At 56.0% G+C, this 13,977-nt stretch carries 16 protein-coding genes and 1 pseudogene; 9 read left to right on the top strand and 8 right to left on the bottom strand.

The features are described from left to right. Positions 1-43: 43 nt before the first annotated feature. The 7 genes and pseudogenes from PSR62_RS15975 to PSR62_RS15945 all read left to right on the top strand — a co-directional run. Positions 44-1,057, top strand: coding sequence for a 3-oxoacyl-[acyl-carrier-protein] synthase III C-terminal domain-containing protein (locus PSR62_RS15975; protein WP_274403999.1), 1,014 nt, complete (start codon positions 44-46; stop codon positions 1,055-1,057). Beyond that, positions 1,054-2,766: an FAD-dependent oxidoreductase gene (locus PSR62_RS15970; protein ID WP_274403998.1), complete on the top strand. Its 1,713-nt coding sequence runs from the start codon at positions 1,054-1,056 to the stop codon at positions 2,764-2,766. The genes PSR62_RS15975 and PSR62_RS15970 overlap by 4 nt, the downstream gene beginning before the upstream one ends. A gap of 509 nt (positions 2,767-3,275) precedes the next feature. Next, positions 3,276-3,533, top strand: coding sequence for a hypothetical protein (locus tag PSR62_RS15965; protein ID WP_274403997.1), 258 nt, complete (start codon positions 3,276-3,278; stop codon positions 3,531-3,533). Positions 3,534-3,866: 333 nt separating this feature from the next. Beyond that, positions 3,867-4,079, top strand: a complete 213-nt coding sequence (locus tag PSR62_RS15960; protein WP_274403996.1) for a hypothetical protein — start codon at positions 3,867-3,869, stop codon at positions 4,077-4,079. A 287-nt stretch (positions 4,080-4,366) separates the two neighbouring features. Further along, the gene (locus PSR62_RS15955) at positions 4,367-4,624 is read left to right on the top strand and encodes a hypothetical protein (protein ID WP_274403995.1); all 258 of its coding nucleotides are present in this window, start codon (positions 4,367-4,369) and stop codon (positions 4,622-4,624) included. Positions 4,625-4,911: 287 nt separating this feature from the next. Beyond that, positions 4,912-5,169: a hypothetical protein gene (locus PSR62_RS15950; RefSeq protein WP_274403994.1), complete on the top strand. Its 258-nt coding sequence runs from the start codon at positions 4,912-4,914 to the stop codon at positions 5,167-5,169. A gap of 116 nt (positions 5,170-5,285) precedes the next feature. Further along, a pseudogene (locus tag PSR62_RS15945) lies at positions 5,286-5,549 on the top strand (IS91 family transposase); the annotation flags it as partial. 1,028 nt (positions 5,550-6,577) lie between these two features. On the opposite strand, the gene PSR62_RS15940 reads toward PSR62_RS15945, so the two are convergent. Further along, the gene (locus tag PSR62_RS15940; RefSeq protein ID WP_274403990.1) at positions 6,578-7,111 is read right to left on the bottom strand and encodes a hypothetical protein; all 534 of its coding nucleotides are present in this window, start codon (positions 7,109-7,111) and stop codon (positions 6,578-6,580) included. 428 nt (positions 7,112-7,539) lie between these two features. On the opposite strand from PSR62_RS15940, the gene PSR62_RS15935 reads away from it, so the two are divergent. Both PSR62_RS15935 and PSR62_RS15930 read left to right on the top strand, forming a co-directional pair. Continuing rightward, positions 7,540-7,833 (top strand): hypothetical protein, encoded by a 294-nt coding sequence (locus PSR62_RS15935; protein ID WP_008671553.1) that lies wholly within the window; start codon positions 7,540-7,542, stop codon positions 7,831-7,833. After that, on the top strand, positions 7,800-8,756 hold the full coding sequence (locus PSR62_RS15930; RefSeq protein WP_338020201.1) for an ISAzo13 family transposase: 957 nt from the start codon (positions 7,800-7,802) through the stop codon (positions 8,754-8,756). The genes PSR62_RS15935 and PSR62_RS15930 overlap by 34 nt, the downstream gene beginning before the upstream one ends. Before the next feature lie 404 nt (positions 8,757-9,160). Here PSR62_RS15930 and PSR62_RS15925 read toward each other — a convergent pair whose 3' ends face one another. The 7 genes from PSR62_RS15925 to PSR62_RS15895 form a co-directional block, all read right to left on the bottom strand. Continuing rightward, a complete protein-coding gene (locus PSR62_RS15925) occupies positions 9,161-9,574 on the bottom strand; it encodes a hypothetical protein (RefSeq protein WP_274403989.1) in 414 nt (137 codons plus the stop codon). 115 nt (positions 9,575-9,689) lie between these two features. After that, on the bottom strand, positions 9,690-9,941 hold the full coding sequence (locus tag PSR62_RS15920; protein WP_274403988.1) for a hypothetical protein: 252 nt from the start codon (positions 9,939-9,941) through the stop codon (positions 9,690-9,692). Positions 9,942-10,093: 152 nt separating this feature from the next. Further along, entirely contained in the window at positions 10,094-10,729 is a 636-nt protein-coding gene (locus PSR62_RS15915) for a hypothetical protein (RefSeq protein WP_274403987.1), read from the bottom strand. Between the two features lie 496 nt (positions 10,730-11,225). Next, positions 11,226-11,675 (bottom strand): hypothetical protein, encoded by a 450-nt coding sequence (locus tag PSR62_RS15910; protein ID WP_274403986.1) that lies wholly within the window; start codon positions 11,673-11,675, stop codon positions 11,226-11,228. 117 nt (positions 11,676-11,792) lie between these two features. Next, the gene (locus PSR62_RS15905) at positions 11,793-12,227 is read right to left on the bottom strand and encodes a ribonuclease E inhibitor RraB (protein ID WP_274403985.1); all 435 of its coding nucleotides are present in this window, start codon (positions 12,225-12,227) and stop codon (positions 11,793-11,795) included. A gap of 487 nt (positions 12,228-12,714) precedes the next feature. Then, a complete protein-coding gene (locus PSR62_RS15900; RefSeq protein WP_274403984.1) occupies positions 12,715-13,236 on the bottom strand; it encodes a hypothetical protein in 522 nt (173 codons plus the stop codon). Positions 13,237-13,368: 132 nt separating this feature from the next. Next, positions 13,369-13,974, bottom strand: a complete 606-nt coding sequence (locus PSR62_RS15895; RefSeq protein ID WP_274403983.1) for a hypothetical protein — start codon at positions 13,972-13,974, stop codon at positions 13,369-13,371. Positions 13,975-13,977 lie beyond the last annotated feature (3 nt).

Below are 13,977 nucleotides of genomic sequence, written 5' to 3'. Positions count from 1 at the left end.
TTTGCCTGGACCTCGGGTCACAAATGAACGCCTAACCGAATTCTTGGGGAACATCCCCGGCGAAAAGGAAGTGATGCGGCAAGTGCTGCGAATGAATGGGATTGTCGGGCGGCACTACGCTCAGGACACACACCAGACTCCGACGCATGACGTTTATGAATTGGGGACTCTGGCGGCCATGCATTGCTTGGACTCCAGCCCCCTCCAAGTCTCACCCAGCTACCTGGCCGCGGGCACAACCCACTGTCCACTTTCAGGTCCAGGCCTGAGCTCCATCATTCATCGTCGATTGGCTGATCGAGATTATCTCAACCGGCCCGCCGAAATCAGTTCCCACTCAGGAATTTGCACGTCGTCTTCAGCCGCCTTCGTGGGTGCGGTGCGGGCCGTGAAGTCAGGCGACCATGACGCGGCCCTCTGTCTGGGAACCGAACACGCATCTGAGATTCTGAAGTCAACCAGGATCCGACCGACCGACGACCGAGACGATCACGTTGATCTGAGGACCAGCCAGTGGTTCATGTCGGTGTTTTTGAGATTCATGTTGTCCGATGGTGCGGGAGCGTTCTTGCTCCAGAACCAACCATCGGCGACCGCTGCCTCCTTGCAGGTGAACTGGACGCACAGCGTTTCCTTCGCTCATGCGGCCCCGCTGTGCATGAAGCTGGAAAACGAAACGGGATTGCTCACCCAAGATGTCAAGATTTTGTCGCGATACATGTTTGAACTCGGTGGTCGCGCGTTCTCGCAGTCGCTCCAGCAACATGGGGAATCGCTCGACGAATACGCGATGATTCTGCCACACATGTCCTCGTTCTTCTTTCGACGCAAAATGGAACGAGTGATCGCCAGTCATTGCGCCAACACCTCGGCGCCGGTGCCCTACTGGACCAACCTCGCCGACGTTGGCAACACCGGTGCCGCCAGCATCTACGTGATGCTCGATCACTACCTGCGTTCAAAAACACTCCGGGCGGGTGAGCGATTGCTGTTATTCATCCCCGAATCTGGCCAGTTCAATTTCGTTCTGGTGAGCCTGACCGTGGTGTTGCCGTGAGCGACCACTCGTCGCTTGCACCGGTTGGCTCGCAGTCAGCGAATCCGAAGCTGAGACCACGTTTGGCAATCGTCGGTTGCGGGAGCAGCGGATTGGTAACGCTCAAGAACGCTCGCGATCAGTTGCCTGATTGGGACATCGTCTGCTTTGAAAAGTCAGATCGAATCACGGGCTGCTGGGGCAATCCCTCTCCCGGATTCGTTTCGACTTCGACCAAGTACACGACGCAGTTTGCCTGCTATCCATTGTTCGATGACGGCGTCTCGGGTGATGGGGTGTCCGACTACCGAGACTTTTTCTGCGACGGTGAGTACGGCGAGTACCTGGAATCCTTCGCGACCGCGTTCTCGCTTCATTCATCGATCCAGTGCCAGACGCAAGTCGACCAAATCCACTACATCGAATCCTCGCAGGAGTGGCAACTCAAAACTCGCTGTCTCAAAACCACCACCAGCCCCCAACGCACCGACATCTTCCAAGCGGTGATCATCTGCACTGGCTTGGCAGCTCGAGCGAGGACCATTCCGCCATCCGGTGCCCAACCTGCTGATCACACCAGCCCCAATCCCCAAACAGCAAGGGTGCTCCACGACACCCGACAGATCGATCAAATCCAGAATCAAACGGTCGTCGTGATTGGCGGAGGTGAATCGGCAGTTGACTTCGCCGACCGGTTGTCACGCCCGGAACGGAACAATCGTGTTTACCTTTCGCTGAAATCAGGCATTCGGGTCAGCCCTCGGTACCATACCATTCACGGCGTCCCCTCAGACTTTTTGCGCAATCGCCTGATGCTCTCGATCCATCCGAACCTACGCAATTGGATCGGGGAACGATTCGTGAAGGCACGCATTCGTTACTCAGACACCTTTCGCCGATGGTTCCCAACCCGCACCGAACCCCCTGATCAAGCAAGCGATACACAAACCGATCGAGAACGGAAGAAGAACGAATGGGCGCTGCGACTGACGCGAGCCGCCAAGGATGACTTGTTCAATATGTTCCATAACAAGAGCGACCGCTTTCTCGACTCCGTCGCCGGGGATCGCATTTCGATCATTGGTCCCTCAGCCGATTCATTGAACACCTACTTTGATTTCGAAAGCGAGCGGACTCGGGAAATCCATCCGGACATCGTCGTCCCCGCGATCGGATACGAATCTTGCTTGCACGCGCTGACTGACTCCGAAATCCAGCTGAGCGACTTCTACCTTGGCTGTTGCCATCGCAGATTCCGGAACCTCTTTTTGGTTGGGTTTGCCCGCCCCATCATCGGCAACGTTCCAACCATCAGCGAGATGCAAGCGAAGTTGGCTGTCAAGCTGCTCTCAGGAGCTTGTTCCCTGCCAGCCGATCTTTCCCGTCAGCATGATCGAGACACGACCGATCAACAGACGCGATTTGGCAAACTCAATCTGGCAGCAATCTATCCCGTGGAGATGATTCCGTATTGTGATCGGCTTTCAAGACTCATCGGCGACTACCCCAGCATCAAACGGTGTGGTTCGATCTGGGCCTGGTTCCGAGTCCAACTGGCCGCGTCAACCACGATGCACTATGAGCTGGATGATCGCACCACTCGATCACGTTTGAGCCAGGCAAAGGTGTTCATGCCACCTCTCTTCATCGTCCTGTTGCTGATGCTCAAGCCGGTTGATTGGACGTATCGATTGCTCCGGTGGCGAAGAAAAAGGACAACGAGGGCTTGAAGGACTACCAACTCCACCTGGGCCGAGCAATCTCTTCACAGGCCCACCAACCACGCTGCCCCCCGAAATCCCACGCTGGTCACGTGACAAATTCAGAGCTCAACCGTTGTTCTCGTAGCGTTGGGTGGCACCTTTCAGGAACGGTGAGAACGGCTGTTCGCCACCATCGCCCCGGAGGGGGCCGGCGTCGGGCATGCCGCGTGGGCCTCACTGCCGTGGTGAAAATCACAACCCGACGCGTGAGCAAGGGACCCACAGGCTCGTTGCAATGGCACGCGATCCCTCGCTCACGCTTCCGGTTTCCGTTTCGATGGGCTTGGATGTCCATCGTACGGGGACCCAAATCGGGGAATCGGTTGGCGCTGGGGCGGGCAAACAACTGTCGTCGCTCCGCGACTTGGGGCTGGTCTGTTGTGGGCGGGTGACGTTGGGTTGAAAACCCAAGGCTTTCGGCTTCCATCGCTCCGCGACTGGTGGTGAATGTTGGTGGATCGAACAACCGCGGAGCGGTGACAGTTGCCAGCCTCGGGTTTCAACCCGAGGTCTCGGTTGTGATGCTCTCGCTCGACAAGCCGCGGAGCGGCGACAGGTGTCGAGTGATGAGATCGGGCGGATGGACTGAAAAAGTGAAATTGGAAATTGAAAAGTGCAAAGTCAGCGCGGTAGAGGCGATGACCGGGCACGAACTGGCGGCGCATTCGAAAGCGATCCTCGCCCCGGATGGGGCCGCCGTCGGGCATGCCGCGTGGGCCTCGCTGCCGTGGTGAAAATCACAACCCGACGCGTGAGCAAGGGACCCATAGGCTCGTTGCAATGGCGCGCGATCCCTCGCTCACGCTTCCGGTTTTCCGTTTCGATGGGCTTGGATGTCCATCGTACGGGAACCCGAATCGGGGAATCGGTTGGCGCTGGGGCGGGCAAACAACTGTCGTCGCTCCGCGACTTGGGGCTGGTGTGTTGTGAGCGGGTGACCTTGGGTTGAAAACCCAAGGCTTTCGGCTTCCATCGCTCCGCGACTGGTGGTGAATGTTGGGGGATCAGACAACCGCGGAGCGGTGACAGTTGCCAGCCTCGGGTTTCAACCCGAGGTCTCGGTTGTGATGCTCTCGCTCGACAAGCCGCGGAGCGGCGACAGGTGTCGAGCGATGACATCGGGCGGATGGACTGAAAAAGTGAAATTGCAAATTGAAAAGTGCAAAGTCAGCGCGGTAGAGGCGATGACCGGGCACGAACTGGCGGCGCATTCGAAAGCGATCCTCGCCCCGGATGGGGCCGCCGTCGGGCATGCCGCGTGGGCCTCACTGCCGTGGTGAAAATCACAACCCGACGCGTGAGCAAGGGACCCACAGGCTCGTTGCAATGGCACGCGATCCCTCGCTCACGCTTCGGGTTTCCGTTTCGATGGGCTTGGATGTCCATCGTACGGGGCCCCGAATCGGGGAATCGGTTGGCGATGGGGCGGGCAAACAACTGTCGTCGCTCCGCGACTTGGGGCGGGTGTGTTGTGGGCGGGTGACCTTGGGTTGAAAACCCAAGGCTTTCGGCTTCCATCGCTCCGCGACTGGTGGTGAATGTTGGGGGATCGAACAACCGCGGAGCGGTGACAGTTGCCAGCCTCGGGGTTCAACCCGAGGTCTCGGTTGTGATGCTCTCGCTCGACAAGCCGCGGAGCGGCGACAGGTGTCGAGCGATGAGATCGGGCGGATGGACTGAAAAAGTGAAATTGGAAATTGAAAAGTGCAAAGTCAGCGCGGTAGAGGCGATGACCGGGCACGAACTGGCGGCGCATTCGGAAGCCATCCTCGCCCCGGATGGGGCCGGCGTCGGGCATGCCGCGTGGGCCTCGCTGCCGTGGTGAAAATCACAACCCGACGCGTGAGCAAGGGACCCACAGGCTCGTTGCAATGGCACGCGATCCCTCGCTCACGCGTCGGGTTTCCGTTTCGATGGGCTTGGATGTCCATCGTACGGGAACCCGAATCGGGGAATCGGTTGGCGCTGGGGCGGGCAAACAACTGTCGTCGCTCCGCGACTTGGGGCTGGTGTGTTGTGGGCGGGTGACCTTGGGTTGAAAACCCAAGGCTTTCGGCTTCCATCGCTCCGCGACTGGTGGTGAATGTTGGGGGATCGAACAACCGCGGAGCGGTGACAGTTGCCAGCCTCGGGGTTCAACCCGAGGTCTCGGTTGTGATGCTCTCGCTCGACAAGCCGCGGAGCGGCGACAGGTGTCGAGCGATGAGATCGGGCGGATGGACTGAAAAAGTGAATTTGGAAATTGAAAAGTGCAAAGTCAGCGCGGTAGAGGCGATGACCGGGCACGAACTGGCGGCGCATTCGAAAGCGATCCTCACCCCAGATGGGGCCGCCGTCGGGCATGCCGCGTGGGCCTCACTGCCGTGGTGAAAATCACAACCCGACGCGTGAGCGAGGGACCATGCGCTGGATCAGGGGAGTCCCTCGCTCACGCGTCGGGTTGTGAAAACAACGGCAACTGAACGTTGCCTGTCATCCACCAACTGAACTTCATGAAGATCGGTTATGACGGATGGATGAGCGCGGGCAGCAAGGTGAAAGTCGAGGAGGTGAAGTGGTTGGTGTGGCTGATGCTTGGCTGGACGTTCTGGTTAGGCAGCGGCTACGCCCCGCAAGCGGAACCACTGACCGCACCGATGAAATGCCGCCTGTGCGGCGGGGCGATGCGAGTGATCGAGGTCAGCTACACGTCATTGTCAGCCCAGGGCATCCGCCCTGAGCACGGCCTGACATACTACGACAGTGGGTAAGCAGGTCGGCAGAAATGATCGGGCAAAGGCATGTGAGCCGTTTGGGCGTTAGCCCCGGTTGGACGTGGGAGCAACGACGCTGCCCAAAACATTCAAAATGCCGAAAGACTCCTGCCGAACTTCCTAACGCATGAACCAGGGAAGTGAAACGACCGAACGAATTCGAGCGTCTTCAGGAGGGCGAAGGGGGAAGATATGTCGCGACAGCAATCTCTTGCCTCAAAACCACCGGGCAATGAATCTCAATCGATGCCATTCACGGCCGATCCAGCACAACCAGGGTCCGAGCAAGTGGCCAACCACCGAAGAGTTGCACTTGGAACGAACCAGAGCCTTCACCGGAGGGCAGGAATCAGAAGCAAAGTCCAAGGGAGAACAGGCGGGCCGTTCGACGCTCATCACCGGGCATCTTGAACAGAGGACTTGAGCTTCGGCTAGACGACGCGTTTAGAACCGCGACGAACGAAGCAACAGGAAAGAGAAAGTGACTCAACCGTCGCATCCACGCGAAGTCAAATCCTTCGGCTCATCCGACGGAAGGGTGCGCCCGAGGTTTTCAAGGCATGCACCGATGTCCGAATGTTCAATGATGGACGGCGTCCGTGTTGAAAACAACCCACCGGCATGGCGAGCATGCCGGTGGGCCGCGAAGCACCTTCAGCGCATCGGAGACCAAGCGATTCCTTGGCAAGTTGCTCCTCAGCAGAGCTTGCTTCCGCTTCCCTTGGCAACTCAATTCGAACGCCTCGAAATGGTCCGTTCAAACTTCGGGCATCGGAGAAATCCCTCCAAAAACCTGAAGTCAGGGTACCGCGCACGCTTCCGTCGGATGAGACCACTAAATTCCTCGAAGAACCAAACGAAAAGAACGATCTGCAACGAGCCCGAACCAAAGCTCCATCCATCACGGATCGACACGACAACCGAACAGAAACCGGGTCACCATCCGTTGCACCGGAGCCGGTGTAGAGCTACCGCTCCCGACCAACCAAGCGAAAAACGACCAAAACAATCAAATCCCGCTAAACTCATTCAGGAACGCATGGTTCGTCGTGCCCCCATGGCTGAGCGGAGTGGCGGTGCGCGACCGGCGTCGGCGGGAGAATCTCGGCCAATCCCACCAACGGGACATCATGCATATTCAGATAGTTCGCGAGCCATTCCGCAGACTCATCTGTCAGCGGCAGATCGTAGTTGAACGGTGACCAACGAATTGCCTTCTTGTGCTGAACGCCCGTAAAAACAGCTCGCTCTCCGGCACGATACCAATCAATACCCGGAAACCCTTGGCAGGCACACTGCCCGCCCGTCAGGCTGCGTTTGAATCGAATGTTGGAATTGAATTCGGCGATAGCCTTGGCGTCCGTAATTTGGAGAAATACAGTCCGGTCTTTTCCCGCTTGCTCATCGAACCCTCTGGCGTGGACGACGATGCGATCCGTATCCCGAATCGCATCGGCGAATGCCGACGTTGGGTTGCTAGACACCACCAGCCAGGCACCGTAGAGAATCGCGATGATTGCAAGGAGGATCGCAGCGAGTTGCTTGCCTGTTCGCATCATAATTCCCGTAGGACTGCTTCCCAAGCATGATTCGTAGAACGTTTAGCGTAACCGGGTGGCGACGGTTGACGTTGATTTCCAATTCGGCGTGAATCGCCACTCCGGTTCACGCAATTGTTCGCCCTTGATTAGTTCACCTCGATTTTTCGTTGGGGTCTTTCATAAACGCTGCAGGAATGAGCGACCCATTCTTCAGCAGAGGTTCGGACTTTACCCGCTTACGTCTCTTTGGCGGTTCAGCACGTGTAAAGGTGATGACGCACCAGAGTTTGTCATCGTCCCGCCGAATTTCTGTAGGCCGCCGGCGATGGTTGCCTGCAACACACACGGTCAGCTTAGCAACGCACGATCAATTAGTGTCGGAGATACTGGGCGTATCTGATAGACTGCTGTGAGTTCAATTCGATCCCCACATGGCGGAGCCACGGATGGCCATCAGTTTACGCGAAGCCGATTCACAGACCGAGCAACGCTTGCGTGATTTTGCAGGAACTTTATCGGAGAAGGATCGCAGGCGATTTGCAGCCATCGAAGCGACACAGCGTGGGCATGGCGGGATCACTTACATCGCCGGTGTGCTTAGGATTTCGACCCGAACGATTGAACGGGGCATCGCGGAACTTGATCACCTGAAGGATGACCCGGCGGCTGGACGCGTACGTCGGCCCGGTGCCGGTCGAAAAAAAAGATCGATTCCGAAACGCCGGAAGAAGCCAACCTGATCGAGTGCCTCGAGTTCCGTACCGCCGGAGACCCCGACGAAGAGGACATCATTTACACCGACTTGTCGCCGCAGGATCTGTCGGAGCGTCTGGCGAAGATGGGAACCCCCGTGGGCAAAGACGCGATCGCTCAGTGGCTCGATGACGCGGGAATCCGTCGACGGCAAATTCGCAAAGACATCCCTGGCGGCGAACATCCCGACCGAGACTGCCAGTTTGAACGCATCGCCGAACTGGTCTCGCAATACGAAACAGCCGGCGAGCCCTGGTTCTCGATCGACACCAAAGCGAAGGAGCATTTGGGGCTTCTGTATCGTAAGGGGCGAGTTCGCGGCAACCGTTCGTTCGAAGCGTTTGATCATGACTTTCCTTCCTGGGCCGATGGCGCTTTGATCCCACACGGGATCTTTGACCCGAAGGCCAATTTGGGGCATATCAACCTGGGACTGTCCCGCGACACAAGCGAATTTGCCTGTGAGTCGTTCAGGCGTTTTTGGAACAAGTTCGGCCACCGACGTTATCCGGACGCGACGTCGATTCTGCTGACTTGTGACGGGGGCGGCAGCAATTCAGCGAGCAAGTACATCTTCAAATACGACCTGGAGCGACTGAGTGATGCGATCGGTTTGCCGATTCGCATTGCTCACTATCCACCGTACTGTTCGAAGTACAACCAGATCGAGCGCCGCTTCTTTCCGCACATCGGACGGGCGTGCAGTGGAATGCTGTTTGATTGTCTCGACACGGCCGTGTCGCTGATGCGCGGGGCGAAGACGAGAACTGGACTGCGAACGACCGTCGCTGTCATCAAACGCGTCTTTGAAACCGGAAGGACTGCCACCCAAGATATGAAAGACAACCTAACAATCGTCTACGATGATCTTCTGCCAAAGTGGAACTATGTTGCAAATCCACGAACGTGACAGTTAATCACCGTGCGTTGCTTATCACGATCTACTTGATAGATGCATTGCGCAACCAAAGATTCAAGGCCGACAATCCATACATCGAGCGAGTTGCCGGGTTCCGAGACGACAGCGGAATACCGACTCTCGCTGGGCCTGCGATCCAATAAGTCCACTCGATAGCGTCCGTCAGCTGTAAATTCGACGTACTCTCCCGGAAGTCCTCCGATCAATGAGACGGTTTTGCCCACGATCATGTCCGTAGAGGTTACACGCCAAGACCCGAGCAAGGCGGGGTCACTCGGTGAATTGGGGGAATTCGACGGCATCGTCACGTTGAGGGATAACGGCAGAATTCACGGGGGACGGGCGAAAGACGTGCAAGCAGACCATTAAACACGACTCCCGTCCTCCTGTGCAATTCATGGTTCGTCGCTCCCCGAGTCCTGGAATCGCTTTGTGTCGTCCCGCAATTTGTACTGGCGGGGAACCGCTCCGCACTCGAGGAAGTGTCCAAAAACATCGATCACGTCATCAATATCGAGAATTTCGTCGGCCATGAGATTGATCTGGCCGACGGCGGAGTTGATTTGCGTAGCGGATGGGTTCGAGATATCGTCACGACCTAGAACGTAGTGGCGAAAAGAGTCCCCATTTGACTTGCGATACTCGATCACAAGTTTCATCCGTGCCCCAGCTGTCTGAACGTATGAGCCATCGTCGGATGTGAGTGAAAAGTAGCCGGGACCAGAAGGCGTGATCCGACTCAGTCGATCACCAACGTAGTCTCGCGTCGGATTTCCAATGTCGGCTTGGTTGTGCTCAGAGAAGTTCACGATCAATTTCTTTCAGTCGACGAACGGCGGGGTTCAGCGGGGCCGCGCGAGCCTCCACTTCAAAAAAGTTAATTCGCGGCCTCCGTTGCAACCCATGGTTCGTCGGCCTGCTTGTCTAGTCAATTACCGTTGCAACACCATCGACAGTCAGGCTTATCCGCAACTTCTTTTTCGTGATACGAAATTGTTGTCCATCAACAACCAAGGCGCGTCCATCATCTCGGATTTCGACAGTATGCTTGCCGACGCGAATCGTCGGAATTCCGTCTATGTACTCCAATGCCGCAGAAACGGAGTTAGGTCCGATTGAACCACCCCCGCCGCTGGTTGATACCAAATCCTGATCGTCATCGATCGGCTTGGACACCTCTATCGATCCTCCTCCCCATCCTCCTCCCCATCCTCCTCCCCATCCTCCTCCCCATCCTCCTCCCCATCCTCCTCCCCATCCTCCTCCCCATCCTCCACCAGAGCCCGACGTGCGAACGTAGTCGAAAATAATGGTGCGTACTTGTAGTTTCAGTCTGTCGGCGGTTGGTATCCATAGCGAACCCATACACGATTCGATTTCGCGTCTGAGTATAAGTACTTTCTGTAGTGGTCATCCGGTAGAATCAAATCGAATCTTCTCGCAGTAACCGGAACTGCCTGATTCTCTGGAGTCAAGATTGCGAATTCGCTTGAAGCACTGTCCGGTCGCGCTCCTTCAACGAATCTTTGATCTGAGAAATCGGGGAACGGCCCGCCTTGGGGTATGGTGAAGCAGCAGACGAGAATATCCCATGCGTTGTCGTGTTGGTCAATTTCGGTGCCGTCTGTGAACCCAAAACCAAGCCCGCCTGTTACAAACCGGTAGTTCGATTCTGCCGTTTCATCATTGAATTCACCCACGGTTTGTACGGAACTGTGAGACGAGCCGAACAACGAAAAATCTTCGTCATCAGCGATGTCTTCGAGAACAAGGGCGAGGGCAGTCGCCATCAGCAACCGATAAGCAAAGACGCCCAACGAAAGAAGAGCAACCGCACCCGTAAGAACATAGAGTGAAAGCCGAAGCTTTGTGCTGCGATTCAAGTTTCGCACCGGAATGATTTCAATCGGATAACGTCCGCCATCAGCGGGCACGGCGGTTTGATTGTCAATTTGTAAAAACACTTGATGCCGTGCTCCGTTGCATGGCATTGTTCCCCGCTTTCATGTGCTCCGAAACGGTCCGAAGTTCGCAGGGCGAGTCCCGCTAGTTTACCAACGGTTCGCATACGCAGCACTCAAGCGTTCTTGCGTAACACACACAATTTGAACCTTCTGGTCTATAGGCCTCACGGCAAATATGTCTTGAAGTACCGATCGACAAAAGTCTTGGTGGAATCAAAAAGGCTGCACTCAAGTGCCGGATGTACCGTGATGGTCGAGCGGATGAACGCAATTGCGTCAGTAGTTGTGGCAAATGGAATGTGCGTTTCGGCGTTGCCGTTTACGATTCTGGTCCACCGTCCGTCGTGTGGGTAGCAGACAATACCGGTGTCCAATTCGCAAACGACGACAAAGGCGTGTGGCTCCATTGCTTCAGTCGGGGAACGGCGGACATCACGGGGCACGGAGAGTTGAGCATCCATTGCGAGAAAAGCCGCAAGCCGTGCTCCCGTGCATGTCATTGTTCTTTCGTGCCTTCGTTGGATCGTGGTACGTAAAAAACCTGGAAGCCCTGAAACAACCAAGGCGGTTTCGTGTCGCCCGGAACCCTCGAGTCGTCGAGATAGACGGTCAACACGATTCGATCCATATGATACCAGCCTAACACAATTTCGTCGGGCACGATCCCGATGGATCGAAGGTGAGAATCCAGCAACTGGCAGTAGGGTTCGGCATCTGTGGAGAAAGAATGACTCTGCGACGGGTGTGTACCATCATTCAGTTTTCGTTGGTCGTCAGGTGAAAGTGTTGCCGCGTGCTTTGCAAAGAGGTGCCTTCGCAGTTCACCGTACTCTGTGATGTACCGATCACGAAGTTCAGCATTGTCTAGCGAGACGAAACCTGGCGGTACATTCTCGGCCGCCATCCAATCGTCAACGGATTCGTATTGCAGATGACGAGCCGTCATTGAGTGTCAATCTCTAGTCGAAAGAACGCTGGACGTAACCGGGTCGCGTCCAAAAAGATTTCTATTGCCAGAACGCGTTGCACGCGACTCCGGTTCACGTCTTTGTTATCCTCGTGTTCAGTCGTATTCCAGCAAGGGTGGAGCAACGTACCAAAAGTAATCGCCGGTTTCATGGTGCATGCCGGTATATGCCCACAGTGTTGGATGAACTGCCAGTGCAAGAGTCCACAACCGGTGCGTATCCAGCACCAGATCGGCAAATGATGGGGCCCATTCTCGCTCGCATGCACATTGCCATTCGTCACCATCGTCGCGTTTCGACACAGTCGTGGCCCAATCGCGTGGAACCGAGTCGCGAAACGAAAAGGCCAGACCACGGTCCGGAAAGGTAAGGAGGTGACGTACGACTCGTGGGTATTTAAGCGTGTCGCCTTCTTGGTGTGCGATCTCTAGCAATGTCTTAACGTTGTTCGTGAGATATGGCTCAATCTCCCAGTCAGCGTTGGCGGTTTCGTCGAGTGACGCAATTTTGTGGCGAAGCCATCGCAGCATATTGATGCCTTCAATTCAGTCGGATAACGGTCAGCGTCACCTGGCGGTGGCGGTCAGTGTGATTGGAAAGCGAAGTTGGTCTCCACCACCGCTCAGTGTGCACGCAATGGTTATTCGTTCACGCGTGACCGGTGCAGGAGCGAGCGCACCACGATCCTGGGAGACGTCGAAACAATTGCGTGGTTCTGAATTCATCGTATCAGGTCTGCGACGTTCACGCGGCAATTTGGGCGGATGATCGAACGGCAATATCGAGCATGGAACGAATCGGCAAGCGAGCACGGGATCTGCGCTGCTCGCGACCTAAATCGAATGCTGAACGAGCATTGGATCGAGCCCCACATATCGCAGTGATTCGTCCGCCGATACGAGCATGAGTCAATCGAATAACGGCCCGCGTCACCGGGGCCCGTGAGTTGACATTCCATTTGTGAAAACGAACCAACGGGCCTCCGCGTGCACGCGATGGTTACCCGCTTCAGATTGGTCAAAAGGAAACGCCCAACTGCGCAAGCGCGTCTTGGCATTCAGCGGCGGACATGTTAGGCCAATGTGCATAGACACCCTCTGACGTGACAAGGATCTCAAGGAGATAGATTTCGTCTGCGATTCCGCAGAACTCAACTGTCGCGCCAGGATCGTGTCTTGCAACGCATCGCTGAAGTTCAGCAAGCAGTTCAGGATCCAGCAGTTTCGTGTTGAAGATCGAGAATCCATCAACATATTTGTCGAACCAGTCGCCTGAATGGTAGAAATCGTCTTCCGACGGGCTGCTTGACACCGTCCCGCGTGTTTCAAGGATTGCCACCAACGATTTGTGAAAGGCCTCCCATTGTTCGTAGACCTGTTCTGTCGTTGAGCACCGCATCGTTGCTCTACTTCCCGCTTCGAGGTAGTCGTCAAATGAGAGGCATTCGATCGGCATATCTAACTGTGAAGTTCGCGATGTCGAGTCACCGCATCCCAAAATCGAGGCGAAGAAGACGGCTAGTGATGCTAAATGCTGCAACCGCAAATCAACTCCTTAGCTAAAGCACATGCGGGTAACGGCGGCGATCAGCGGGCCGGGAAGGTTGACTCTCCATTCGTGAAACCTTGCAAGCCCGGCTCCGTTGCATCGCATGGTTCGCCGCAATCGCCATCACGGACGGGGATCGGAGTACCGCCGAACAAAGTATAACGTGCCGGACTCTGAATCGTGATAGCAAGTCAACCGGTCGTTTCGATACCCAATCCCGTCTTCAGGGATGTCAGTATCCGGCATGTACGGTGAAATGTAGCCACCAGTCATGGATTCCTTCAGGGAGTGGTGTGCGACGAGGTCACCCACAAACGCGTTGTCGGCAGTGCAGGCCCCGATTGTAGTAATTCCATCATTGAAGGAATCGTTCTCTCGAAGACAAATAATATTGGTGTCCGCCGGTACTTCGACACCAAGTGCCCATGCGAGCCGAGCCTGTGGAGTCGATTGTACATAAGCGAACCAAATTACGACGCCGAATACGACGACCATCGCAAACCACGCGATCGCAGGTCGACCTCGCCGAGCGATCATGGAAAACGGCATGGTCGAGAACAATGCGATTGGCACAAGCATTGGGAGCCCCAACACAAACCAGCCAGCAGTTTTTCGTCCATCACCGGTCGTGTTGGTGCTGTAATCCATGGACGACATACCGATCCACGCCCAGGCAAGGAACGCGGCAAAGCCGACCGCAGTTATGGAGAATGGATAAAACCGTTTCAATGC

This window comes from Rhodopirellula sp. P2 (genome assembly GCF_028768465.1).
Lineage (GTDB): Bacteria > Planctomycetota > Planctomycetia > Pirellulales > Pirellulaceae > Rhodopirellula.
This window is presented reverse-complemented; position numbering and strand designations above follow the sequence as displayed.